18 protein-coding genes are annotated in these 24,557 nt (G+C 49.4%); 3 read left to right on the top strand and 15 right to left on the bottom strand.

All coding sequences use genetic code 11. The annotated features are described in order from the left end of the window. Positions 1 to 11: 11 nt before the first annotated feature. The 7 genes from NSQ20_RS01255 to ytxJ all read right to left on the bottom strand — a co-directional run bounded on the left by NSQ20_RS01255 (position 12) and on the right by ytxJ (position 10,212). The gene (locus NSQ20_RS01255; RefSeq protein WP_340031656.1) at positions 12 to 713 is read right to left on the bottom strand and encodes a response regulator; all 702 of its coding nucleotides are present in this window, start codon (positions 711 to 713) and stop codon (positions 12 to 14) included. A 1-nt stretch (position 714) separates the two neighbouring features. Next, positions 715 to 2,307: an ATP-binding protein gene (locus tag NSQ20_RS01250; RefSeq protein ID WP_340031654.1), complete on the bottom strand. Its 1,593-nt coding sequence runs from the start codon at positions 2,305 to 2,307 to the stop codon at positions 715 to 717. Positions 2,308 to 2,314: 7 nt separating this feature from the next. Then, the gene (locus tag NSQ20_RS01245; protein WP_340031653.1) at positions 2,315 to 4,654 is read right to left on the bottom strand and encodes a histidine kinase; all 2,340 of its coding nucleotides are present in this window, start codon (positions 4,652 to 4,654) and stop codon (positions 2,315 to 2,317) included. 90 nt (positions 4,655 to 4,744) lie between these two features. Next, positions 4,745 to 5,305 (bottom strand): potassium-transporting ATPase subunit KdpC, encoded by a 561-nt coding sequence (kdpC, locus tag NSQ20_RS01240; protein WP_340018917.1) that lies wholly within the window; start codon positions 5,303 to 5,305, stop codon positions 4,745 to 4,747. A 61-nt stretch (positions 5,306 to 5,366) separates the two neighbouring features. Then, positions 5,367 to 7,367: a potassium-transporting ATPase subunit KdpB gene (gene kdpB, locus NSQ20_RS01235; protein ID WP_340032976.1), complete on the bottom strand. Its 2,001-nt coding sequence runs from the start codon at positions 7,365 to 7,367 to the stop codon at positions 5,367 to 5,369. 208 nt (positions 7,368 to 7,575) lie between these two features. Continuing rightward, on the bottom strand, positions 7,576 to 9,249 hold the full coding sequence (gene kdpA, locus NSQ20_RS01230) for a potassium-transporting ATPase subunit KdpA (protein WP_340032975.1): 1,674 nt from the start codon (positions 9,247 to 9,249) through the stop codon (positions 7,576 to 7,578). Positions 9,250 to 9,672: 423 nt separating this feature from the next. After that, the gene (ytxJ, locus tag NSQ20_RS01225; RefSeq protein WP_340031652.1) at positions 9,673 to 10,212 is read right to left on the bottom strand and encodes a bacillithiol system redox-active protein YtxJ; all 540 of its coding nucleotides are present in this window, start codon (positions 10,210 to 10,212) and stop codon (positions 9,673 to 9,675) included. A gap of 454 nt (positions 10,213 to 10,666) precedes the next feature. Here ytxJ and NSQ20_RS01220 point away from each other — a divergent pair, with 454 nt between their 5' ends. Beyond that, positions 10,667 to 11,524 carry a hypothetical protein gene (locus NSQ20_RS01220; RefSeq protein ID WP_127546473.1) on the top strand — a complete coding sequence of 286 codons (858 nt, stop codon included), beginning with the start codon at positions 10,667 to 10,669 and terminating at the stop codon, positions 11,522 to 11,524. Positions 11,525 to 11,626: 102 nt separating this feature from the next. Here NSQ20_RS01220 and NSQ20_RS01215 read toward each other — a convergent pair whose 3' ends face one another. The 3 genes from NSQ20_RS01215 to NSQ20_RS01205 form a co-directional block, all read right to left on the bottom strand. Beyond that, positions 11,627 to 12,055: a VOC family protein gene (locus NSQ20_RS01215; protein ID WP_047841503.1), complete on the bottom strand. Its 429-nt coding sequence runs from the start codon at positions 12,053 to 12,055 to the stop codon at positions 11,627 to 11,629. A 166-nt stretch (positions 12,056 to 12,221) separates the two neighbouring features. Next, on the bottom strand, positions 12,222 to 12,782 hold the full coding sequence (locus NSQ20_RS01210) for a hypothetical protein (protein WP_282319709.1): 561 nt from the start codon (positions 12,780 to 12,782) through the stop codon (positions 12,222 to 12,224). Positions 12,783 to 12,861: 79 nt separating this feature from the next. Beyond that, positions 12,862 to 13,089 carry a hypothetical protein gene (locus tag NSQ20_RS01205; protein ID WP_017691180.1) on the bottom strand — a complete coding sequence of 76 codons (228 nt, stop codon included), beginning with the start codon at positions 13,087 to 13,089 and terminating at the stop codon, positions 12,862 to 12,864. Between the two features lie 177 nt (positions 13,090 to 13,266). Here NSQ20_RS01205 and NSQ20_RS01200 point away from each other — a divergent pair, with 177 nt between their 5' ends. Then, positions 13,267 to 14,142, top strand: coding sequence for a CPBP family glutamic-type intramembrane protease (locus NSQ20_RS01200; RefSeq protein ID WP_340031650.1), 876 nt, complete (start codon positions 13,267 to 13,269; stop codon positions 14,140 to 14,142). 16 nt (positions 14,143 to 14,158) lie between these two features. Then, on the top strand, positions 14,159 to 14,920 hold the full coding sequence (locus NSQ20_RS01195) for a MerR family transcriptional regulator (protein WP_036616348.1): 762 nt from the start codon (positions 14,159 to 14,161) through the stop codon (positions 14,918 to 14,920). 58 nt (positions 14,921 to 14,978) lie between these two features. Here the strand turns inward: NSQ20_RS01195 and NSQ20_RS01190 are convergent, their stop codons facing one another. The 5 genes from NSQ20_RS01190 to NSQ20_RS01170 are packed head-to-tail and all read right to left on the bottom strand — an operon-like array spanning position 14,979 to position 24,497. Beyond that, positions 14,979 to 15,851 carry a sugar phosphate isomerase/epimerase gene (locus NSQ20_RS01190; RefSeq protein WP_340031649.1) on the bottom strand — a complete coding sequence of 291 codons (873 nt, stop codon included), beginning with the start codon at positions 15,849 to 15,851 and terminating at the stop codon, positions 14,979 to 14,981. 12 nt (positions 15,852 to 15,863) lie between these two features. Then, positions 15,864 to 16,739, bottom strand: a complete 876-nt coding sequence (locus NSQ20_RS01185; protein WP_340031648.1) for a sugar phosphate isomerase/epimerase family protein — start codon at positions 16,737 to 16,739, stop codon at positions 15,864 to 15,866. Between the two features lie 37 nt (positions 16,740 to 16,776). Next, positions 16,777 to 19,923, bottom strand: a complete 3,147-nt coding sequence (locus tag NSQ20_RS01180; protein ID WP_340031647.1) for an alpha-mannosidase — start codon at positions 19,921 to 19,923, stop codon at positions 16,777 to 16,779. Beyond that, positions 19,920 to 22,232 carry a glycoside hydrolase family 3 N-terminal domain-containing protein gene (locus NSQ20_RS01175; RefSeq protein WP_340031646.1) on the bottom strand — a complete coding sequence of 771 codons (2,313 nt, stop codon included), beginning with the start codon at positions 22,230 to 22,232 and terminating at the stop codon, positions 19,920 to 19,922. The genes NSQ20_RS01180 and NSQ20_RS01175 overlap by 4 nt, the downstream gene beginning before the upstream one ends. Before the next feature lie 45 nt (positions 22,233 to 22,277). Then, positions 22,278 to 24,497 carry a helix-turn-helix domain-containing protein gene (locus NSQ20_RS01170; protein ID WP_340031645.1) on the bottom strand — a complete coding sequence of 740 codons (2,220 nt, stop codon included), beginning with the start codon at positions 24,495 to 24,497 and terminating at the stop codon, positions 22,278 to 22,280. Positions 24,498 to 24,557: the final 60 nt, after the last annotated feature.

Here is a 24,557-nt window from a genome sequence, read left to right as displayed (position 1 = left end):
TCTCTTAAACGTTATTCGGCAGGGAGCAAAAAGCGATAACCAATGCCAGGCTCCGTCTGAATATACCGCGGATTCGTTGGATCTTCATTTAATTTTTTACGGAGATGTCCCACATATACCCGAAGATAATGGCTGTCAGACTCATGATGATGCCCTCCCCATACTTGCTGCAAAAGCTGACGCTGAGTGATGATTTTCCCCGCATTCGAGGCGAGCACCTTCAGCATCTCATATTCCGTCGGGGTTAATTTGACCAAAGTCCCCTCCAGTTCGACCTGCCTTTGGGCCAGATCAACCGTTAGTGATCCGAAGCGCAGTATTGGCTCATCCGTCGTTTTGGCTACATGACGCAGCGCCACCCGAATACGGGCGACCAACTCACCCATCCCGAATGGTTTAGTTACATAATCATCTGCACCACCATCCAGAGCGGCAATTTTGTCTCCCTCCTGATCCTTCGCTGTCAGCACAATAATCGGTACCTGTGACCATTCGCGAATCCGGCGAAGTACCTCCATGCCAGACATGCCCGGCAAACCAAGATCAAGGATGATCAGATCCGGATGTACAATACTGGCCTGAATAACGCCCTCTTCGCCATCCCCACACTCGTAGAGTTCGAATTGGTGTGCCTGAAGGGTGACCTTGAGCAATTTGCGAATCTGCGGCTCATCATCGATCACCAGTATGCGAGCCCCTAGTGGTGCGTTCATGTTATTCTTCAACCTCTCCTTGTTCTGAATAGGGAAACCGTGATCCGTGAGCCTCCATGGGGATATCTATGCGCATTCTCGTTCCCCCGCCCGGATTCGGCTCTGCCACAATGGTACCTCCGTGGACTTCCACAATACCTTTGCAGATCGCCAGACCAAGCCCCGTCCCTGTGACATGCTGAGTCGACTCTGAGCGATAGAACTTATCAAATATACGTATTCTTTCTGCTTCCGGTATACCGATGCCTTGATCAGCAACCATGATCGTCAATTGATTCGGACTTCTGTCACTCGCCACAATGATGACAATCTGGGTCTCATCGGGCGAATATTTGATGGCGTTGCTGACGATATTGACCAGCACCTGCTCCAGCAATACTTCATCTCCATAAATGAACACCGGATCATCAGGAAGTTCAACTTGAATGTTACGATGCGGACTGAATTCCCGAACCTGTGTCAGTACAACGCTGATCATGTCCCCTACGTCACACCATTTCCGATTCAATTGCAACATGCCGCTCTCCAGCCGAACCATACCCAGCAGATTCGTGACGAGACGATTCATACGCAAGGCTCCATCCCGAATGTTGCCTGTTAATTCTCTCCGATCCTCGGGTGTAAAAAGCGTATCATTCTCCAACAATCCTGTAGCCGAGCCGATAATGGCGGTTAGGGGCGTACGCAATTCATGAGAGACAGAATCCAGCAGCGCTGTGCGTATGCGCTCTGATTCAGCAGTAATCTGCGCCAATCTGGCCTCTTCCGCCAGCTTCACTCGGGCAATAGCACCTGCGGCCAGTCCTCCGCATGCTTCCAGCAAACGAAGCTGTTCTTGCTGCTCATGAACCTCACCAGCGTCCATGCTCACAGCGAGCACGCCATGAATCTGCTCCTCTGTGCGTAGCGGCACGTAAAGTCCGGGAGATTCCCGTAAAGCGGATGATCCTTTACCCGCGATCTGTCCGTGATGATACACCCATTTGGCAATGGCAATCTCCGACTCTCCATCTCCCCAGCCATCCTTTTCCCCTTCTGATGCGGGTGCAGAAGAGCTTGTAACCAGCAGATCCCCCTGCCCATCCGGAAGATACACAGCTGCTGGTTTGCCCAAGGTGAGCGAAACCTGGGTTGCAATGTTAACCAGTAAGGTATTCAGATCCGTAATGGCTGTCATCTGACGACTCAATGCGTACAGAGAGTTAGTCGTGGCCTCACGTGCTTTTACCATCTCCAGCTGTTGTCGCAATCGACCTGCAAGACTGGCTGTCAGGATCGCCACCGCAAGATACACAACAAAGGAGATGAGATATCTCAAATCCTCAACCGTGAAGCTCAGATATGGCGGGACAAAAAAGAAGTCAAACATAGTGACACTAAAACTCGCAGCATATACAGCTGGCCCCATTCCCCAATACACAGCACTCACCAAGACGGGAAACAGGTATATAAGCGCTACATTAACCAAATCACCACTCATGCCGATGGCATGAAGCAGTAAAGTTAGCAGCGTCACCCCGAGGGTCACCCATACATATGCCGGAACCTGTTTCCCGTGGGCTGCCTGCGTTTCTTTTTTTATTCGTTCAGACAATATCCATTCACATCCCGCTCAGTTCATAATCATAATCTGCAACGATTAATACATCCAGATGCCGCGACAAGCGTACAAGTCGGTTGACCACCGACCCTGAGCCGCGGTAGCCATTCAGCCACCACACCCGTCTTGCCTGCCCGACCACCAGCTGGGTTGCTCTTGCCCCCAATGCCTTTCTTGCCAAAATCTCAGGTATATCCCGCAGCCTTGGACTGTGATGAATATGAAATTGACCACCAAGCCGAATCGTCAGCTGCTCCAACGCCTCCAGATGGCATTTCACTTCGTCACTCATGGACTCACCGATGTGGATATGATGTACATGCCAGATGGCTTTTAGACGAAAAGCCATGCGGAATCCACGTCGGATCAGCCGCTCGGCATGACGATCACTGCTTACACATACAAAGACTGCTTCCTGTCTGCGCCAAGGTCCTCGAAGTGCGATTTTGGCCTCCTGTGCTTCAAGCCGTTCATCCACATCGTCCGCCAGTTCACGCAGGGCAAGTTCTCGCAAGGCAATCAGATTGCCGATTTTGAAGAAATTCGCAAGGGCTTGCTCGACCTTGGCAGTTGCATAGATTTTACCCTCCCTCATGCGCTGCCGCAAGGCCTGAGGCGCCACATCAATCAACTGCACCTCATCCGCCATCTGAATAATCCGATCGGGTACGGTCTCGCGGACACGAACACCTGTAATATGTTCAACGGCATCATTCAGACTTTCGAGATGCTGTACATTCATTGTGGTAATCACCGAAATGCCTGCATTCAGCAGGATCAGGACATCTTCATAACGCTTTTGCCGGATACTTCCGGGTACATTCGTATGCGCCAGTTCATCCACAAGCACCACTTCCGGACAAAGACGCAGAATGGTCTCCGTGTCCATCTCTTCCAGACGAGTTTCCTGATAAACGTGCTGCGCGCGAGGGATCACAGACAGGTGACCCATCTGCTCCACGGTTTCCGCCCGTCCATGTGTCTCCAGCAAACCGATTTGCACATCGATGCCCTTACGGAGCAAATCATTGCCTTCCCGAAGCATCATGTAGGTTTTGCCTACACCTGGTGCGGCTCCGATATATATTTTGAATGTACCGCGCTGAATCTGGCCAATCTGTTCCTTCATTTCCTGCTCGCTTAGTCTGCGGTATGTCAGTGACTCCACATCGTTTACCTTGGCCGGAACCACACGTTCACCCTCCCGGGCAGCTCGATCAGCAACCAGAAACAGATCGACGCCACGTAATCTGCGCAGCAGCGAGTTAACAACGGACCCTTGCAACAGTTCCTGCCAGCGTGTACGCCGGGAGTGTCCCATCACAATCCGGGTAATCTGGTGCTCCATGGCGTAACGCGCCAGCGTAGACGGGATGTTACGACGGTTTAATATAGACAGCTCCTCCATATGGCCGCCAAACTTCTCTACCAACTTGATCATATTTCGCCGAAATACGATTGCCTCCTTGGTTAATGGATGCTTCATATTCCGGAAAACAACGGCGCACAAATCACCATTCAGCCGTTTGGCAATCTGTTGCCCACGCCGGATATAGATGGAGCCATTCCAATGATATTGCGTGGACACCAGAATCCGTTCCATGATGCCTGTTGTGACGGTAATTCCCATCTCCTCCCGATGCTCACGCAGGGATTCATTCACCCCTTCTGCAACCAATCTCAGGGCCAGTTCGCGCAGAATACCCAGATTGCCTTGACGAAAAACTGCTTCTCCCTCATGCCCCTTCAGATGACCTTCTGCCAGACGGCTCAGTATGGTTTCTGGTGTGACGTCTATCAGCTTCACTTCATCCGCAAGCTCCAATGTATCGGCAGGCGCCGTATATTCTGCTGCGATCCCCGTAAGTTGTCGTGCCAGCTCTGTATAGCCTTCCAGCTCATACACATTCACCGTTGTCATGACACTGATGTTGTTTCGGAGCAAAAACTGAATATCCTCCAGCCGGGTAGCATACCGAGCACCTTCTCTGTTACGATGTGCCAAACCATCCACCAGCACAACCTCCGGATTACGTGCCAATAGTGCATCCAAGTTCAGATCCTTCATCTCTACATCATCACTCTCGCGTAACCAGTGGATGCTTGGAATCCGTTCGAGTGCGCCAAGCTGTTCCACCGTTTCCGGTCTGCGCATTGTGGAGACGGCGCAGATGACCACATCAATGCCCTGTTGGCGTAATGTGTTCCCTTCCCGCAGCATGTGATATGTTTTGCCCGATCCACTGACTGGGCCGATGTAGATTTTGAGCGTACCCTGTTGCAGCTTCGTAATCATCTTCAACATCTCTTCCGGTGACTTGCGCTTGAAGCTGTCTTCCATCCGTCCCACTCCCCCTTTCCTTTAAAAATATGAAGAAAAAATGGAGAAAGCCCCTCCCGATAATCGTGAGCAGGCTAATATGTTCGTTCGTTAGTTCAGTTCTGCTGTCAGCGCCAGATTCAGAGCCGTTACATTCACACGTGGTTCCCCGAATATACCCATCTGACGGCCTTCCGTATGCTCATTTACAAGTTGCACAAGCTGCTGTTCACTAAGCCCTGTAGCTTCACTAATGCGCGGGATCTGTGCCTCAGCGGCTTCGGGAGAGAGATCCGGGTCAAGTCCAGAGCCTGAACCCGTCACGAGATCAGCAGGGATCTGCTTCAATCCCGGGTTTTCCTGCTGGAGCTGAGCAATCTTTTCTTTCATCTCGCCGATATACTCCTCCGAGGCTACGGCGCGATTCGAACCGGCTGAAGCCGTTGGATCATAATTAGCATTTGATGCCCGGGGCTGGAACAGCCCCGGCGATTGGATTTCCTGCGCCAGCAGGGACGAGCCGATGATTTTCTCATCTTGCGTAATCAAACTTCCATTCGCCTGCGCAGGAAAGAGAAGTTGAGCTACGCCAGTCGTTACGAGGGGATAGATTAGGCCGCATATCAGCATAAGCACAACGGATAACCGTATGGCGGGCAAGAACATGTTCATACAGATCACTTCCTGAATTCATTAGGATAAAAGAACAGTTTTGATAAGTGTTGTTATCTCGTTAAAGAATCCCCGACAGAACCATATCAATCAGCTTAATCCCGATAAAAGGCACAATCACACCGCCTACGCCATAAATGAACACATTGCGGCCAAGCAACCTTTCGGCTGACATCGCCCGATACTTAACCCCTTTCATCGCGATGGGAATAAGCAGCGGAATAATAATGGCGTTGAAGATCAGCGCCGACAGGATCGCAGACTGTGGTGAAGCCAGATTCATAATATTAAGCGCCTGAAGCTGCGGCATGGCGAGAATAAACATAGCTGGAATGATAGCAAAATACTTCGCAATATCATTGGATATCGAAAAGGTTGTGAGTGCGCCGCGTGTAATCAGTAGCTGCTTGCCAATGGAGACAACCGACAATAACTTGGTCGGGTCTGAATCCAAGTCAATCATGTTTGCCGCTTCCTTGGCCGCCATGGTGCCCGAATTCATCGCCAGGCCTACATCGGCCTGCGCCAGAGCAGGAGCATCGTTCGTACCATCGCCCGTCATGGCGACGAGTTTGCCCTCCTGCTGCTCTTTTTTGATCGCCGCAATCTTGTCCTCGGGCTTCGCTTCGGCAATAAAATCATCCACGCCCGCTTCCAGCGCTATGGTCGCTGCGGTTAGCGGATTATCACCTGTACACATAATGGTCTTGATGCCCATGGCGCGCATCTCAGCAAACTTCTCCTTCAGCCCTGGCTTCACAGTGTCTTTCAGATAGATCACACCGTAGATTCGTTCATCGATGGCCACAGCAAGCGGCGTGCCTCCGGCCTTCGCAATACGATTTGCAATCTCATCCAGATCACCAGGTATGCGGCCTCCTTCGGAAGCAATATGACGTTTGATTGCATCCACCGCTCCTTTGCGGATCTTCATTCCGCTGATCAGATTCAGACCAGACATCCGGGTCTCTGCCGTGAATTCCACATTTTCCGCATTCGCATACTCCGTCTCAGACCAACTTTGGCCTTGTTTGCCTGCCAATTCCACAACAGAACGCCCTTCCGGGGTCTCATCTCGCACAGAAGCCTGTAAAGCAGCCCGCGTCATCTCTGATGAAGTAATGCCCTGAACTGGAATGAATTCAGATGCCATACGGTTTCCGTATGTGATCGTCCCCGTTTTGTCCAGAATCAACGTATCGATATCCCCGGCTGCTTCCACCGCTTTACCCGACATGGCGAGCACATTAAACTGCGTAACACGGTCCATCCCGGCAATACCAATGGCCGATAACAATCCACCAATTGTGGTTGGGATCAGGCAGACAAGCAGTGCGATCAATGTCGCCAGATCCAGTCGAATACCCAGGTAATTCGCCATTGGAACCATCGTGAGTATGACAATCAGAAAAATCAGAGTTAATACGGCGAGCAGGGTTGTCAGCGCGATTTCGTTTGGTGTTTTCTGGCGCTGTGCCCCCTCAACCAGAGAGATCATCCGGTCAAGAAATGACTCACCCGGATCAGTCTGAACACGCATGACGATGTAATCGGACACGACACGTGTCCCCCCGGTAACGGAGGAGAAATCTCCCCCTGCCTCCTTGATAACCGGGGCGGATTCTCCCGTAATGGCCGATTCATCAATGGAGGCCAAGCCTTCCATAATCTCACCGTCCGTCGGGATCAGTTCACCAACTTCCACACGGACCATATCACCTTTTTTCAACTGGGTCGAAGACACTTGCCGGATTGTTCCATCCTTCTGCACCAGATTGGCCAGGGTGTCCGACTTCGTCTTGCGTAACGTATCCGCCTGCGCCTTACCTCTTCCTTCTGCAAGTGCTTCTGCGAAGTTGGCGAACAGCAACGTGAACAGCAAAATGAAAAACACGGCGATATTATATCCGCGCCCAGCCTCGGATGCGGTGAACAGATCGGGGTTGATGCATAATAAGAGCGTAATGAATGTACCCACCTCGACAATAAACATGACCGGATTTTTGATCATGACCACCGGATTTAGCTTTTTCACTGCATCCAGTGAAGCCTGAACTATCATATCCTTGCTTAACGAACGTTTTGATCCGGGATCACGTTGAATATTACCGCGGTTGTTATCCGGCTCATTGCCCTTCGTTCTAAACATTTCTGTATCCATGTGTTGCATCGTCTGTTCCTTCTTTCGTTCGACTGCATTCATCGTGCACTGCCACCTCCATACGTTACGTCCTTGTGCTGACCCATCTGTCGTTTCCCTGTCATATCTCTCATTGAATCATCGCCAGATGCTCTGCAATCGGTCCAAGGGCAAGTGATGGGAAGAACGTGAGCGCGCCGACAACAACGATCATCATAACCAGAATGCCAGCAAATAGAGGCGTGTGCGTACGTAGCGTACCTGTAGTTACCGGTACAACCCGTTTCGTAGCGAGCGAACCCGCAATAGCCAGCATGGCGATCATCGAAACGTACCTTCCCAGCAGCATAACGATACCAATCGCGATGTTATAAAAGTCTGTATTGGCATTCAGTCCGGCAAAGGCCGATCCATTATTGGCTGCACCCGAGGCAAAAGCATAGAGAACCTCGGTCAGGCCATGCATTCCCCCGTTTGAGATGGACGCAATGGCTTCGGGACGCATAAGCGCGATTGCCGTTGGCGCCAGAATAATCAAAGGATGAATGAGCAAGGCGATGGATGCGAGCTTCACTTCTTTGCCCTCGATTTTTTTGCCCAGAAACTCAGGTGTCCGTCCCACCATTAATCCACAGATAAACACAGCCAGAATCACATACAGCAGTCCGTTGATCAGCCCTACCCCTTTGCCCCCAAACACGTTATTGAGCATCATCTGAGCCAGTGACACAAGACCTCCAAGCGGAGTGAGCGACTCGTGCATATTGTTGACTGAACCTGTTGTAGCCGCCGTCGTGACCGCTGTGAATAAAGCCGATTCGGGTATGCCGAACCTGACCTCTTTCCCCTCCATATTGCCTTGAAGACCTACTGCATCCAGCGCGGGTACACCGCGATATTCGGAGACAAATACGGTGGTCAACATCACTAGGAAAAGAAAACTTATCGCTACGAACAATGCCCAACCCTGCTTCCGGTTATTGACCATCAAGCCGAAGGCGTATACCAGTGCAGTGGGTAACAGCATCATACAGACGATATGCACCAGATTGCTCAGGGCCGTCGGATTCTCGAATGGATGTGCAGCATTGGTTCCAAACCAGCCGCCACCATTCGTTCCGATGTGTTTGATCGACTCCAGTGAAGCGACCAGTCCACGTGTGATCGTCTGCTGCGCGCTTTCCAGCGTGGTTGCGTTCACCGCTCCCGCGAGTGTCTGAGGCACCCCCTGGAACACGAGGAACAAGGCCACGATGAAGCTCAGCGGTAAAAAAATTCTCGTAATCGACCGTACAAGGTCGACGTAAAAGTTCCCCAGTTCATCCCGGCGGCCTATCAATCCGCGAATGAATGCAATAGCCACTGCAAATCCTGTCGCTGCTGACGTAAACATCGGGAACGTCACGGCCAGCATCTGTGACAGATACGACAGGGCGTTCTCGCCCGTATACGACTGCCAGTTCGTGTTGGTCATGAAGGAAACGGCCGTATTAAATGCCTGCGCCGCTGGCATATTGCCGATTCCATCCGGATTGAGCGGTAAATATTTTTGTAGTCGCAGCACCAGAAACATCAATACCAACATTACAAAGTTGGAGAGGAGAACAGCCGTTAGGTACTTTTTCCACCCCATGGATTCGTTCTCGCGTACTCCCATTACTCGATAGAGCAGTCGCTCCGGTCCACCAAAAATCCGATCCAACCCCGTTCGCTGTCCATCAAACACGTTCACTATATATTTTCCCACCGGTTTCACCAGTAGCAGGATGATCAGTAGCGTCACCGCTACTTGCACTACACCGATACCCATATCCGCATTTCCTCCCTATTCAACGTCCCTTGTTCCCGCATTACGCACATTGTCAGCATCAGAATTTCTCCGGCTTCACCAGCACATAACCGAGATAAATCACCAGTGAGAGTACAATCATGCCGATGACAATCATTCCGCTCCCCCTCTCTACCCTCAAGCCTTTTCGCAGAATTTCAAGAATCCCCAAAACACCGCAAACAGCAGCACAACCAATCCAATCATCGTGGCATCATTCACCATGCGCCCTTCCTCCCTCTCTCTACCGTTCTCTGCACCTGCTACATATAAAATCGTAATATGAAACGCTGTAAAAAAGGGGTAAAGAAATGCCGTCACAGGTGTAAAAAAAGCGTAAAAAAGACCCGCTCTCCTCAGATATGGGCTGAGAAGAACGGGTCTATGAAGGTGTATTATTCATCCAAATGGATTCTGTGCCCACTGCAATAATCTCTTTTTCGTGATTTTGCCATGGGAGGTATGCTTGACGACTTGCCCCTGATCGAGCAGAAGTACCTGCGGTGACTCATGGAGAACCTCTGTCTCTTCCGCAATGTGACGGGATAACGAGCGATTTTCAATCACTTTGACAACGCGGTAATCCATGGGTTGTTTGGAATCTGATGCATTGGTGCCGACAAAAGCTATAAACTCTCTGTACGCTCTCGCACTGATTGGACACGTCGTGCTGTGTTTCAGAATAAGTACCGGATGATCCTGCGAGCGATGAAGCGCGTCTTCCCAGTCACCAAGTTTGTGCAATTCACGGACATGTTCGCTGAGCATATGTTCCGAGTCTGCCCCCGCACGTTTGCTAACCACCGAACCAATCACAATGCCAAGCGCCAAGCCAAAAGCAATCCCGAGTCCAAGCTGCTGTGTAGCTGTACCAATACTAACTCCCATGGCAACACCTATAGCAAGCCATACGGCTTGATGATTTACTTTTTTATCCATACAGATCTTCCCTTCTTAAACTATGTATATCAAGGTTATATAAGTTGAACTAATCATTTACACGGTAACGGAGAGGACAGAAAAAACCTGAAAAAGCGAAGTGGCCGCCTAAAACCTTTCTGAAAGAAAGCTACATCGGAAGCATACGCTATCGCCGGATTTTCCCTTTGTAAAAGGGAATCGAAAAAATCTGGGGATCACAGCGGTTGGAAGGTTGTTCTGTCATCGTAGTGTCTGTGTAAATAATCTTTAGTTCAACTTATATAGCAACAACTTCTACCCTTACATTCTGATCAAATTATAGCATAGGCCTCTGTTAGCAGGCGTTGATAATCTTCATCTCCGAGTACAGATTTCAGCGTTTCGATTTATGCAAAATGCTCATTTGTGATACACTGGTTGTAATTTGGAAACGATGAACATGAAGAATGGATTGGAAGGGCGGAAATTCCATATGACATACGCATTTATGATTGAACCGCAGGATTTTATTGCGCTGGATAACGAAGATGAACTGATTGAGAAATGTCAGGAGTGGGGCCTGCTTTCTGGTAAAGCGACCAAACTCAAAACGTTCTATTATAAAGGAAACGGATTAAACATGCCGTGCACCATCATTGGATATGTCGATCACATGGCAGCCGTTATTCAACTGGATAATGGACAAAAGCATTGTATTCACCCGTCTTATCTGAAGGAAATGCAAGCGTCCAGTTACAGTGCCAGAAGCATAAGTAATGCCGGTTCAGATCGAAGCACAGAACCCTCAATTTCGGATACAGTCGTACCAGTTACCCCTGCTGAACTTACGCAAACTCCAGATGCCTTGGTTAACCTGGATGAAATTCCGGTGGATCTGGATGATTCAGACGATACGGACACAGATGAATTCTCCTCTGGGCTGAAGGGTGATCCAGATGGGCTAGTAGAAGAGTATGTTGGACCTCAGTCTGGGGCAGCCAGTGATGCCAAACCTAAAGCCAAAACAGCGAGCAAAGCTAAGAGCCTCAAGATTGATCTGCCAGAAGGTAAAGTGAAGATGAGTGCCGTTGTCAAAGAGTTCACCACCGTACCGAATCACTTCTCTGACAATGACGATGAAGTCATCATCTATGAAGCAGTTACCATTACGGAGCCAGACGTCATTGATGTTGGGGAAGCCTGGTCTAGCCACAGTGCCACCGTTAAGAAACAGGAACTGGAAGTGGGCGACGTTATCACGTTTGAAGCGAAAATTATCAAGAAGAAGCTGACACGTAACCCGGTTCCCTATAAAATCAACAATCCTTCCAAGATTCAGAAGGAAGACTAATCACGAGTCATTACAAAAAAAGCAAAAAAACCTCCACAACTACTCAAAGCAGATTGCGGAGGTTTTTGCCATTTGAAGTTTATATTAGTGAAGAATACACTCTTAAGCTTGTCCCGGTGTAGCACTAATCTGAAACTGTACGCCAAACTTGTCGACAACCGAGCCGTAGGCTGGACTCCAGAACGTTTCTTGTATCGGCATTTTCACTTCGCCACCGTCTTGCAACTGGTTGAAAATCGCTTTGGCTTCATCCGCCGTATCCGTGTTCACAGTAACCGTAACATGATTACCTACAGTGTACGGCATACCTGGAAACGTATCAGACAACATTAATACCGAGCTGCCAATCTGCAAAGAAGCATGCATAATACGGTCTTTCGCTTCTGGCGGGATGGGGTGATTCGGGTCAGATGGACCGTCGCCAAATGTTTGAAGCGCGAGCACTTCGGCTCCAAATGCCTTTTGATAAAAATCTACCGCTTCACGTCCATTACCGTCTGTAACCAGATACACATTCAAGCTGATCGACATGCGTTCTTCATCTCCTTGGGCTCTTGTAATTATACGATTCACGCCACTTGCGACATGAGTATATATGAACAGGTTGTCCTTTGACAAGCGTATATTTCTACACTCATCTCTGCGGACCTTTACACGATTAGGGTTACCAACATATTCTTAATCCATCCCTCTCCCACTACTTCTTGCGCCTGCGTATATAGTAGAGAACAGCGATCAGAACACCAGGAACCAGTGCTGCAAAACTGGCATAGATCAGACACCATTTCAACAGGGTACATATCGGAGTGAGTTCAGCAAGCACAGGCGTACGTTCAGGATAACGATACATGAACAGGGACGCACCTATATTTTCAAGCATGTCCATAACCCAACCTAAGACCGGAATCAGATTCACCCAGCGCCAACGACTCTTTACCGGAAGCACGCGATAGAGTATCGATAACAGAACAACCAAGAGGAACAGATATGCCAAGGGCCATATGAGGTCAAATGTGAATCGTGCCTGAATATAGGCGCTCCGCCCTGCTTCACCATACTGCTCAGCCATCTGATAAAGATCATTTGCAGTGTACAGAAAAGAGGAATCCGGGGACTGCCCACCACCTGTGGCCTCCTCCGACTTTGCCGCCTGCCAGGGCAGAATGAATGCAATAAAACAAGCAAATACAACAACCGCAGCTGCAACCCATTTCCAATTCACCCACTGATAGAACCAATTGGACACTTTTTTCAGCACGTTCTGTCCCCTTTCAGATAAAAAAAAGACCACTCTCCCGAATCCTGTCGGTAAAATGGTTGTGTTCAATCCTATGAAGTTATCGAGCTTGAACGATGTTATCTATTTCACTTTTCAATAAGAGGTATCGGTGAACACTTCTCATGATCGGGACCTTCGTTAGTTTGTTCTTGTCCACGTACAGTTTCATCTGGTCTTTGGTCAAACCAAGCAAACTTCCAGCTTCCGATACCGTCAACACTACCTCTGGGTTCGTAGCATTAAACGTCCTCTTTACTTTCTGATTCCAGTCCTCGAATACCTGCATAGATCAGTGACATCTCCTATCCATAGCCAGTTATTATCAGGCTGAATATATCCAGTATACCACACTTGTGCTGCTCGTAACTTAATCCTTGCGCAGAACCATATTCTGATAGGCATATTTCCTGCTTGACCCTGACGTTAACTCGAGGGTTTATACTGGCTTCAGGAGGGGATTAGCATGAGTATGTCACCTGAACATGTAACCAAGAAACGACGCAGCAGTGGAATATCCATTATTGGAATGAGTTGGTTGACGATGACATTGGGTCTGTTTTTTGCTACACTCGCAGGGGAGTTTGTCAGCACTATTGGTGTTGCTGAATGGATGGTTCATCTCATCCAGGCTGTTGTCATTATTAGTATCGTCTTGCCCGTACTATTCGTCATTCGAAGACACTTCCATATGAAGTCCATTCTTCTTCCTCTGACAGGAAAAAGCATAATTCACTTGCTCTTTGGCGCATTATTTGCCACTTCTCTGGCCTTCATCGGGTTAGCGATAGCTAGTATGAACAACTGGATTACGATTACGGAGTGGCACTTCTCAGCCGAGTTCTTGCTTGCTGTTGCACTTAATAGTTGTATTGCTTTCTTGTATGAAGCTTTGCCAGAGGAACTATCCATGCGAGGCATGGTCTATGATGGATTACGCTCCAGACTGCGACTTCCTGTGTTTTTCGCTTATGTAACTCAAATCATACTCTTTCTGCTGGTTCCGATGAGTGTCAGCCTATTGCAAGAGCTCGTCGGTATGGATGCCGGAAACCGGATAACCTTGGATTATATGATCCTACTCTTGACCTATGGAATTACGTTACAGCTTCTGCGCAGTTTGACCGGTTCTCTATGGGCCTCCATCGGATTTCATGTCGCTTACCTGGAAGTAGCCAGATTCGTTGTTATGCCAGGTGATAGACCGGCATTGTTAAGCTATACCGCGCAAGATAACGGGTTGGCCGAAATATTTATTTTGTATATGATGATAATCTTCGTCGGTGGGATCATTCTGGCGGTGCTCAATGCATGGCGCTGGTGGAGAATACATAAATCATGAGGGAGGGATCTGCCTGTTGTATACCGTTGGACAACTATCCAAACATACCGGAGTATCCATCCGAACACTGCATTATTATGAGAAGCTGGGTTTACTGCGACCGGCCCGTAATGAGAACAATCAGTATCGCTTATATGGTGAAAAGGATATTTTACGGCTTCAGCAGATTACCATTCTGAAGAAAATGCATTTTAAATTGAATGAGATTGGAGAATTCCTTGATCAGGATGCTACTCGCTCTGAACCAGAGAGTAATCTCACTTTATGGAATAATACGTTGGAACAACAACTGGCCGTCGTTAAGGAACAGCAGGAGAGATTAAGCAAGGTCGAGCATCTTCTTTTTTCAACTATATATGCCATCAGAGCCTCCGGTAAAATCAGTCTGGATGAGATGCTGGGTTTCATCCGTGAACTGGATCAACCTCCGGGCAAGTTCCGTCAAGATGTTTTTACACCTGAAGAAATGGAATCGTTACCTCTGAATAATCAGAACAATTCAATATCCATGGAATGGGCTGATATTCTTAAAGATGTTCATACATGCAAGATGGAACCTCCGGATTCCGAAGCCTCACGGTTACTGGCCATCCGAATCTCTGATTATGCTGAAAGGGCTTTTCAAGGGAATGCAGAATTGGCAGAAAAATATTGGGATTATATCACCCCAGGGGATGATCGGTCAGCTCGTGTATATGGTATGACAACGGAAACCATGCGTTACATCGAAATGATCCTGGACCGATGGACAGTCCAGAATCCTAATGATCAAAAATAAGAGCCACTTCGAAAAGTGGCCCTTGATCCATTCCCTTATTATGTTTCATCATGCTTCGTTACGCCTCTTCCCAGAAGCGGCGCAGGTTGTCCATGGCGATTTTGGATGCGGATTTACATTCCTCCATGCCTTCGAACTCCACCGTAATGTTTCCATCATAGCCGGAGTCTTTGATCAGCTTTACAATTTTACGAATTGGAATGTCACCTTGTCCAACGATCGCTCCTCGCAGGAAGTTACCGTAGGCTGTCGTAAACCATTCACCCTCACCCGGATGCTCATCATAAGGACGGAAGTAGAAATCTTTGAAGTGGACCAGAGAAGCGTACGGCAGATTTTTCATGACACCGACGATCGGGTTCTCATCCACACACATGAAATTGCCAATATCGAGTGTTGTTTTGAAGTTCGGACGATCTACAGCATGCAGAACACGCTGCACCCGATCACTCGCCTGCACGCTGAACCCGTGATTTTCAATGGTTGTCGTGATGCCAAACTGCGCGGCATAGTCCGCAATGATCTGGCTTCCCCGCACCATCAGCGGCAGATTTTGCTCGAACCAGGCGATGGCCATCTTTTCCTTTGGCAGGGTAAACGCCGTGACGTCATGACGCAGATGTTTTACACCCATCCGGTGTACGACATCCACATGTCTTTTGACCCGAGCCATCTCCTCTTCAAACGCCTCTTCCGTCTCCTGCACGAAGTTCGCTGGTAGCGAGTAGTTGGACAGTGCAATACCCTTAGACGCCGCCCGCTCCCGAATCGCATCCGCCAGATCGTGATTATCCTCCACGGTATAACCGTAAGGCACCATCTCCATATGCTCGCCGCCGTTCGCCGCAATCCAGTCGATCACATCCAGCACCGTCATCTCACCCGAATTCAAATCGTTCAACAAACTATACGTGCTCAGGCCCACTTTCATCTGCTCAGCTCCCTATCGATATTGTTGGATAAATTGAACCGCTTTGCGAATGTCCTGCTCCGGTTGATGGCCTACTTCACGTTCAATCGTCAGATAACCGGTGTAACCAATCTCCTGAAGCGCTGCAAAGTATCCATCAAAATCAACGCCACCCTCGCCCAGCGGCACCTCACGGAAGAAAGTCCCGGAAGAGACCATCTCGGCAATCTTATCGTGATCCATAGGGGCATAACCGACCGCTCCGTATACGTCTCGTGGGTCAACTTCCTTCAGCCGCACACCATCCTTCACATGAGTATGTACGATGTAATCCTTGAGCAGATGAACGCCCCGCGCTGGATCATCTCCGGTCACCATCACCATATTCGCCGGATCAAAATTCACCGATACTCCGTTGGTCGATAACGTATCCAGGAATCCTTTCAAGTCAGTAGCCGTTTCCGGTCCTGTCTCAATGGCAAAGTATGCGCCAACACTTTTGGCGTATTGACCCAGTTCCTCACAAGCAGCGTGCAGCGTAGCATAGACTTCCGATGAAGGGTCATGTGGAACAATGCCGATATGTGTTGTGACGATGTTGGTACCCAGATCGAGAGCCAGATCCACGATCCGCTTCGACTTCTCCACTTTCCACGGATTATCTTCCTTGACCTGAAATCCATGTCCGCCCAAATCGCCAACCAATGCTGAAATTTCGAGACCTAGCGAATCGATGTAACTCTTTAGCTCCTTGCGCGCCGCAGGTGACAAATTTTCAGGGTCCATCTCTCCCTTGACGGCGTAGATCTGCACACCTTCTGCACCTACGTCTTTGGCTTTGTTCAACCCTTCCCGTACACCTACGCCAAAGCTATCCACGATGACACCGATCTTATTCGTTAATTTCATGTCATACCTCCTGTGATTGAGTGAGTACTCTACGTTCTCATGTAAATGTAAGGTTCGACTCATTACTGATATCAACAAGTTTCACCGACTTGATCTCATACGGTTTGAATGTCAGTTCAATTGTGCCGTTTGAACAAGCCAACGGATGGATCTCATCCTCCAGAAGATTAATGATGGACGCTTTGATTTCCTTTTCAGCCCACTGAACCTGCACCGTTTCCCGACCTCCGGATGATTCGTAGAAACGTAGTACTGTTCCGGAACCGTCTTCCGCTGGCTTGATTGCATCCAGAATGACATGCTCACTGTTGAACTGAACCCAAACATGTTCAGCTGGCAAGTGACCCGAAGACTGACTCGCTGCAACAACCTCCACCGGATGATTCAGCTCCATCGCCCGGCGAACGACGGTAGCTTGTCGCCAATCGCCCTGGTGTGGCAGGATTGAATACGTGAATTCATGATCGCCCTGATCGGCATGTTCATCCGGCCATTTCGGAGCACGAAGCAGAGACAGGCGGATCGTCCGATCCTTGATGTCATACCCGTACTTGCAATCATTCAGCAAACTCACACCGCTGTTGCCCTCCGAGATATCCGCCCAACGATGTCCACAGACCTCGAACTGCGCCTGCTCCCAACTGGTGTTGTTATGGGTTGGACGCTCCAACGCTCCAAACGGGATTTCATAGGCTGCTTTGGCTGCCACCAGATCCACTGGAAAGGCCACCTTGAGCAGCTTATGGCTCTCATTCCAGTTCACTTTGGTATGGAAATCAACACGCCGCTGGTGGCGATGCAAAATGATATCCTGGCTGATCTCCGATTGATTCAGCTTCCAGACAAAACGTAGTACATCTCGCGTAGCCCCGCGCTGTACAACCTCTCTGGAGATCAACTGCACCGCACCTGCTCGCTGGGATTCAAACCGCGGATCGATATCCCAGGCATCCCAGTACGTCGGTTTGTCGTGGAAAAACTGCCACTCATTCGCCCGATCACCGGGCTTCAGCCAGTCGCGTCCTACCGTTTTGTCATACCATCGGGTGATCTCTCCCAAATCATTAAACTCAAGCGTGTAAAATTCCGTTTCCCATGTGGAAGGGAAAGATTCTTCTTCCCTTACTGGAAGGATAACATCCGATGCCTCGCGCAGCCATATGGTTGTATACCCAAAAGCAGGAATCGACGGAACATGCACGAGCAACGTATACTTGTCTTCCTTTTGCTCAAGATCACAGGCCAGACGGTTTCCTTGACGATCAAATGCTGCCATCCTGGCGAGGTGAGCATCCCCTGTAAGGGTGATATTTTCTCCGCGTTTCCAGCCGAGGCTGTTGAATATAATGTAAGAAAGACCATCGACTTCATCTGTTGCAATGTTCTCCGCAAGGGTATCCAGCGTTTCCCGCAGTGCGGATGTACCCAGTGCAAATACTTTCGTGTATTCCTCGGTGGACGTTACGTATACTTCAGGAATCGACGTTCCCGGAATAATGTCATGGAATTGGTTGAGCATGATCAACTTCCAGCCTTCATCCAGATCATTCTTCGTGTGCGCGCCGTAAGCCCCGGCAAATTGCCCCCAGATTTCCGCTTCCCGATATAATACCTCTGCCTTACGGTTGCTACGTTTGTTCCTCGCATGAGTTGTATACGTTCCGCGATGCAGTTCCAGATACAAGTCCCCGTGCCATTTCGGCAACGTCGGATTATTTAATGATATGTCTTCAAAAAAAGCCCCTGCTGTGCTGAATTTGCTGATTGGCTGTCCAACCATCAAATGGGATCGCTCCGCAAACTCCACCATCTCATTCGTCACTCCACCACCACCATCGCCATGTCCGTAAAGCAACATTTGCTCAGGGTGAACATCCTTTTGTTTAAATGATTGCCAATGTTCATCCACATCTTTGGGACGCGTATGCTCATTCACCCCATGGTTCAGATACGCAAGCACCGAAGTACCATCAATGCCTACCCAGTCGAAGAGGTCATACGGAAACGCATTGGTATCATTCCAATTCAGCTTGGTGGTCATAAAATAAGGAATATCCGCGAGTTTCAGCATCTGCGGCAAGGAAGCACAGTAGCCAAAGGTATCCGGCAGCCACTCGATGTTGGAGCGTTTGCCAAACTCCGCCTGGTAGAAGTTCTGCCCATACAGAATTTGCCGAACCAACGACTCACCACTCGGAATATTCAGATCCGGCTCCACCCACATGCCTCCGACCAGCTCCCAGCGTCCTTCGGCAATACGGGCTTTAACTCGCTCATACAACTCCGGGTAATGATCCTTCACGAAGGCATACAACTGCGGCTGGCTCTGGGAATACACAAAATCCGGGTACGTATCCATCAAGGTACACATGGTCGAGAACGTGCGACTGGACTTGCGAACCGTCTCACGTACAGGCCACAGCCAGGCAATATCAATGTGGGATTGTCCAACCAGATGCATGAAGCCACTTCGATATTCCTCCGGGTCTTCCTGCTGTACCGACTGTGCTAATGCATATTCGAAGTTCTGTATCCAGGCTGCATCACTCCAGCGTTCCGGGTCATTGTACATGTTATCCATCACCTGATGAATGGCCTGAACAAGTGCCATCCGCTTGGGCTCCTTCTCGTTATATGCCCGGAGCGACTCGGCGAGTACCGTAACGCTGTACATTAGGCTCTGCAGTGGCTGATTAACATGAACCAATGCTGCCCGAATGCCCTGAATAGGCGGCTGAATAACAGCTTGTCGGTTGAGTGGGTCATCCGGCTCTGGAATCGGATCATAGAGTTCAATCTCCAACTGTGGCGTATTTCCTACCCGACTTCTCGGAAGGGGGACGAACCCATGATTCCGGTCCAGTCCGTGATACGGCATGCCATTCACCTTCAGCAGCCCTTCTCCTCCGGCCTCGAAGATCAGCCCAACAGCCTGATCCTGCCATTCCGCCGGAATCTCCACACGTTTGCTCAGAAAATACGTCGTTCCATGTACGCTGTTCAGCGGATTCAAGCTTTGCATGGCCTTGTCTGCCTGCTCATCTTCATTTACTTCTGCCTGTTCGTACTCGTATTCCCCTGGCCGAATGTATCTGGCCCTCTGCATCTCCCACGCTGGAAGCTCGATCGTATCCAGCCATTGTCGGTGCTTCAGATCTTCGATGAATCGCTGAATTCGAATCATACCTCCACCCCCACCTTCTGGATCTGCAGACTGCAAGCGGTCCAGTCAGCCGAATTGCGACCAACCATGAGCCTGAATTCACCCGGTTCTACGACAGACTGGAGACGAGAGTCGATCAGTGCGAGGTGTTCTTTTTGCACAGGGAATGTAACGGTCTGGGTCTGTCCTGGCTCCAGGTGGATTTTACGAAAACCTTTCAGTGACATTTCAGCCCGCGTGACCGAAGCTGATATATCCGTGATATACAACTGCACAACCTCACTTCCCGCAACCGCTCCGGTATTCGTGACTTCAACCATCACCTGAGCTTCATCATCCGGGCCGAGGACTTCTGGCATTACTCTTACATTCTCGTATTTGAATTCGGTATAGCTCAGTCCGTGTCCGAACGGATACTGCGGCGCCAGATCCATCTCTAGATAACGCTTTCCACGAGTGCGTTTGGCATGATAGTAGACCGGAAGTTGCCCAACATGCTTGGGAATGGAGACGGTAAGGCGCCCCGATGGATTCACATCGCCAAACAGAATATCTGCAATGGCATTACCACCTTCCTGTCCGGGGTACCACGCTTCCACAATGGCATGGACATGCTCATCAATCCAAGGTTCAGCAATGGGGCGGCCGTTAATATACACCACGATAACGGGTTTCCCGAGCTTATGTACCTCCTGCACCAGCTCCAATTGAACACCCATGAGATTCAGGGAAGCCCGGTCAATGCCCTCGCCACACTCCATGTCGTTCCATGGATCATCGGTCACCACTGAAGCACCTGTCCGCAAGTCTATCGTACCTTCACCAAAATCGCGGGCGCTGGAACCACCCATCACCATCACGATGACATCCGCCTGTTCCGCACAGGCGAGCGCTTGCGCAAAACCTTCTCTGGAGTCACCCTTAATCCGGCAGCCGGGTGCGTACAGCACCTGACCCGAATCCGCGCCAAGCTTGCGTGTAATGCCATCCAGTACGGTGACGATCTGTTCTCTCGGCTGTGGCGAGGTATAGTCCCCAAGCTGGTTATAGATATGGTTCGCGTTCGGACCAATGACAGCTAGCTTTGTACCTGTTTTGGCAAGCGGAAGAGTATTTCCCTCATTTTTCAGTAAAACAATCCCCTCTTGTGCAACTTCCCTCGCCAGCTGAGTATGGTCTTCACATCCGATGACCTGTTCTGCAAACTCTGGATCAACGAAAGGCTTTTCAAATAACCCAAGTCTGAATTTCATCTCCAGTACCCGCCACACAGCCAAGTCCAGATCCTTCTCTTCGATCAATCCCTGCTCAAGCGCCTGACCAAGATGTTTGCGGTACATGTACCCGGACATCTCCATGTCTACACCTGCCTGAAGGGACTGTGCCACGGCCTGCTCCCCGTTCTCGGCGGTGTTATGTCCATGAACCAGCATCTGAATGGCACCAAAATCAGTAATCACAAACCCATCAAAACCCCACTGCTCACGCAGAAGGTCATTCAGCAGATACGTACTGGACGTGCATGGTACGCCATCAATTTCGTTATATGCGGTCATCACGGAGCAAGCCCCGGCTTCCACTGCTTTTTTGAACGGCAACAGGTCTATTTCATGCAATTCACGTAATCCCATATGCACAGGTGCTGCATTACGCCCACCCTCCGAGCTGCCATAAGCCGCAAAATGCTTAAGTGTAGCGACAATCGTCTGGTTGGAATCGAGGCCTTCACCCTGTAGTCCCTTCATGGCTTCCACTGCAAATTCACCAATCAAGTAAGGATCTTCGGCAAAACATTCCTCCGTCCGTCCCCATCTCGGGTCACGTACGACATCAAGCACCGGGGAATACGTTGCCGCTCCCCCTTGGCTCCGGGTCTCCACAGCGATGGCTTCACACATCTTGCGGTACAGTTCCATATTCCACGTACTTCCCACCATTAACGGTACCGGAAAAACTGTTGCCCCGATCGCCATATGCCCGTGGGAACACTCTTCCCCAAACAAAATGGGTATGCCCAGCCGGGAATGCTCCATGGCATACCGCTGAATGACATTTGTGGCAACGGCTCCCTGCCGTGGAGTAAGCCCCGTTTCCAGCGTCACTTCGGTCCATGGATCGGCCCGAAGCACACCGTACAGAGAACCGACACCACCCTGTTCCATGTCCGCTTTGAACTCTTCCGTCACCTGTACTGTACCATCATCTGCTTTATCATACGTCTTCCATCCCATCGGCTGAATGAGTTGTCCAATCTTCTCTGCCGTTGTCATCCGTCCGATCAGATCCTGAACCCGTTCCTGAATGGGAAGCGAAGCATCTTTATAGTCCATATGCACATTCTCCTTATGCGTTCGGAATTAGTTAGGCGCATGCACTCACATGGCTTTGCGGTAGTCACTTGGTGCCACACCCACCACGTTTTTGAAAGCCCGGTTGAAGGAATTATAGTTCGTGTATCCCACTTCTTCACTGATCTCCTGAATAGCCTTATCCGTCTCCTGCATGAGCAGCTTGGCTTTTTCGATGCGATGACTAATGAGCAGATCCACAAACTTCTCCCCAATCTCATCCTTGAAAAGCTTGCTCAGATACTTCGGATTAATATCGAATAGATCACTAAGGTAGTTCAGAGACAGATCAGGATTGTTGTAATGCTCTTCGATGTATTTGCGAATCTCCAGAATATTTGATCTGTGTTTTCGGGAACAATGCAGCGTCTGCATCTGCAGCGCCAGTTCCCTGAACCCTTCCCAGCACAGCTCACGCAGATCGTCTAACGTCTCCCAGCCCTCAAGCCTTGGAAGAAGCGGGGTGAATATAGCAGCCCATGACTCCTGATACTCCCGTGGAAGTTCGGCGAATTCCCGATTGTAATGTTGAAATAACAATTGGATCGTATTCATAATCTCCTGACGGGACAGAACGGACTCACTAATCTGTTCAAACAGTCTTTCAAAATGTTTTTCCCAGATATCGTCCGACAAGCGCATTGCCTGCACGAGCAGTGAGATGGTCTTCAGAAACTCATACACATCATTGGTCGAATTCGGTACATCGCTACAGGGAATGATGCGATTCATGCCCAGTACAGCCTTATAGTCCAGCGCGTGCACAGCTTCTTTCAATGAAGCTCTCAGCCCCCGAATATCAACAGCAACCCGACCAACACCAATGGTCACGGTGAAGTTCAGATACTGATCGATTCTTTCCAGATAACCAGCAAGCAATCGATGCTCGGTCTCCTCAGCCTGTTCCATTGCCGGAATCCAGAGGATGGCGTAAAGACGCTGATCGGAGATCCATTCAGCCCATACTTCCGTTCCTTCATGACGCGCACTCTCCTGCAGGATACTGGATAACACAAATTTCAGGAGGGATTGGTCCTGATCATGATACTCCGTCACAAATGCATCATACCGATCCATTTCAACTACCATGACGGCCCAACGGTACTCCAGCTCAGGCAGTTTGAACTTCTTCATTTCCGCTGTCAGCTCCGTGCTCGTAAAGTCTCGTGTGCCCTCCAGCAACTCCTGAAAGAACATTTTTTTCTGCAAAATCAGATTCTCTTCATGCTCCTCCTGATATTGTCTCGTCTGATCAATCATACGTTCCAGCGTTGTATGGATGAATCGGAACTCATTCTCTTTGCCATAGTTCAGTCCGGATTGCTTCTGCGAAGAGACGGTCTGAATTAACGTGACAATCTGCTGAATCGGCTTGTAGTTTCTGCGGGTAACATAGATCACCCACACCACACCAATCAACACAACCACTACAGCAAAGGCAAACCAGATATTATAAAATTGCAGCGTCCACTTGACGATTTTTCCATTGTTGAGACCTGTCTGCACCTTCCAACCACTATAACTCGACGTAAATTCGGAGAAGACTTCTCCCGATGCGGTTTTAGTAGAAGCTGCAGCCCCTCCTGGCATGCTGCTATCCCACAGATTGCCGCCCGAACGGTTGAAGATGTTCACAAACGTAAATTCCGGATCATACATCTGCATAATGGATTTTCTCAGGGTACTCAGGTCCACGTTTGTGACCACAAGTCCTTTGCCGTTTCCTACACTGCGCACAATCGTAATCACTTGCTCAGTCGCTTGCGATGGAAAAGCCCGGAACGCTCGTGCTCCTGCCCATTTCTGTTCATCCCTCGTCCGGCTGTCTGCAATAAAGTCTGCATCCGGGAACTCTTCAATCGGAACAGCCTTCCCGTTACTGAAGACCGTGCCATCCCCGTATCGAACGAGATAAATCGAATCAATCAGCGGATACTCTATTTTCAATTCATCAACCACCTGGACCGCCTGAATGCCGGCATACACATCATCGCTGCCAGATACCGAGAAATAATTCTTCAAGTTAGGGTTGGTCAAAATCTCACGCAGTACCTTGAAGTCGATGGAACGTAGGGAGTTGTCCAGATATTGCGTAACCTGTGAGGCCAGAAATTCATTGGCCTTGAGCGCTTCTCTACGGTTCTGTTCATTGAACACTTGAAAGAAAATGAAGAATAGAATGGTCGTCACAATAAAGAAAACAGGCAGATACGATAACAGCAAACGCCTAAACCAATTGTTGTTCATCTCCGAGATCCCCCCACCATTACTGTTCATGCTGAATGACGACAAACAAACATCTGTGCT

Source organism: Paenibacillus sp. FSL K6-1122 (genome assembly GCF_037977015.1).
GTDB lineage: Bacteria > Bacillota > Bacilli > Paenibacillales > Paenibacillaceae > Paenibacillus > Paenibacillus amylolyticus.
Note: the sequence above shows the minus strand (reverse complement) of the source record. Positions and strands in the feature narration are given on the sequence as shown.